The sequence below is a fragment of the Methylobacterium sp. WL116 genome, from assembly GCF_008039455.1.
In the GTDB taxonomy this organism is placed as follows: domain Bacteria; phylum Pseudomonadota; class Alphaproteobacteria; order Rhizobiales; family Beijerinckiaceae; genus Methylobacterium.
Map to the genome: position 1 here is coordinate 1 of NZ_VRUV01000791.1, position 1506 is coordinate 1506.

Consider the following 1506-nt stretch of genomic DNA (forward strand, 5'->3'; position numbering starts at 1 on the left):
GCCCGGTCCGGGGTCGCCCGCGCGGCGGCGATCAGCGTCGTCGCGCCCTTCGCCCCGAGCACGTGGGCGGCGTAGAGGTCGCCCGCGGTCGGCTCGCGCCCGAGCGCCGCCGACAGCGCCTCGCCGTTCTTCTGGGTGAAGGCGCCCGCGAGCGAGGCGGCGATCTTCGGGTCGCGCCGGAGGTCGAGGATCGCCTGGCGCTGGCCGGCATCCGCGACGGTGTAGCTGCCGTCCGGCCGCGCGACGATGGCGTCGGCGTAGGCCTGGAGGCCGAGCTTCGGCCCGGCGGACTTCATCACCCCGAGCCAGGTCTGCTCGATGAACTGGAACAGGCCGGTGGCGGTCGAGGTGCCGGCCTTGGCCGAGGGATCGAGGGCGGATTCGCGCTGCGCCGTGGCGAGCAGGTAGTCGAAGCCGACGCCGCTGCTCTGGGCCCCGTCGCGGATCGCGTCGACGACCGCGCCCTGCGGACCCGCGGCCCGCGGCGGCGCCGCGGCTGGCTGGGGGTTCGAAGGCGTGGTGAACAGGAACATCGATCGCCGCTTCGAGCCGCACGCGCCGGACGGGCGTCGCGTGAGGCGCCGCACGGTGCGCCCCGGATGCGGGGACCTTTGGCCATCATGGTAAAGAAAGCCTAAATGCCCGATGACTCGGTCCTCATGCGCGTCCTGCTGATCGCCTCGCCCGCGGGCGCGCCGCCCGACCTCGCCCACGCCGATGCCCTGGTGCTGGACCATGCCCCGGCCGCCGAGCCCGCCTGGCTCCCGCCCCTGCGGCGGAGGCCCGGCGCATTGCCGCTCTACGTCCGGGTCGCACCGAGCGCGGCCGACCTCGCCGCGGCGCTGACGCTGCGGCCCGACGGCATCGTCCTGCCGGGTGTCGCCGATGCCGGCGACGTCGCCCGGCTCGGCGTGCGCCTGTCCGTGCACGAGGCCGAGACCGGCATCCCGGACGGTGCGACGCGGATCGTCGCCGGCCTCGACGGCACCGGCGCCCTGCTCCGCTTCGGCGGCGGCTCGGAAAGGTTCGCGCGCCTCGCCGGCCTGTTCTGCGCGTTCGACGCGCTGGCGCGCGACCTCGGGGTCTCGGCCTCGTCGCGGGCGCCGCAGCCTGCTCCGCTGGCGCAGGCGCGCGGGCTCCTGGTGCTGGCCGCCGCCGCCTTGCGCGTCCCGGCCTTCGACATGCCCGGCCCGTCGCCCGATCGCGCGACGGTGGAGGCGGCCTGCCGCGACGGGTTCCGGGGGGGCTTCGCCGAGACCGCCGCGGCGGCGGCCGTCCTCGCCGCGGTGTTCGGGCGGGATCCGAGCGTCGCCGGTGGCCCTCTTGGCGCGCTGCCCCTAGGGTGAGCGGACATCCTCCGATCGAAGCTGCAGCATGCCGCATCCGCGACGCCTCGCCCGCACGACCCTCGGCCTTGCCCTGCTGGCGCTCTTGGCACTCCCGGCGGGGCCGGCCCGGGCCCGCCCGTTCACCGATGCGGCCGGCCGCGTGGTCGAGGTTCCGGAG

The 1506-nt window shown here is 76.5% G+C and carries 2 protein-coding genes; one reads left to right on the forward strand and one right to left on the reverse strand.

Annotation, left to right across the window (positions count from 1 at the left end; genetic code table 11):
- Positions 1-533: transglycosylase SLT domain-containing protein (locus FV223_RS27360; RefSeq protein WP_147729838.1), on the reverse strand; the 533-nt coding region annotated here is incomplete at its 3' end.
- A gap of 105 nt (positions 534-638) precedes the next feature.
- On the opposite strand from FV223_RS27360, the gene FV223_RS27365 reads away from it, so the two are divergent.
- A complete protein-coding gene (locus tag FV223_RS27365) occupies positions 639-1346 on the forward strand; it encodes an aldolase/citrate lyase family protein (RefSeq protein ID WP_147729839.1) in 708 nt (235 codons plus the stop codon).
- The last annotated feature ends 160 nt before the right edge of the window (positions 1347-1506 follow it).

Bases quoted from the DNA above. Each gene is read 5' to 3' on its own strand.
- FV223_RS27365 (WP_147729839.1), top strand. From the start codon at position 639: ATGCCCGATGACTCGGTCCTCATGCGCGTCCTGCTGATCGCCTCGCCC.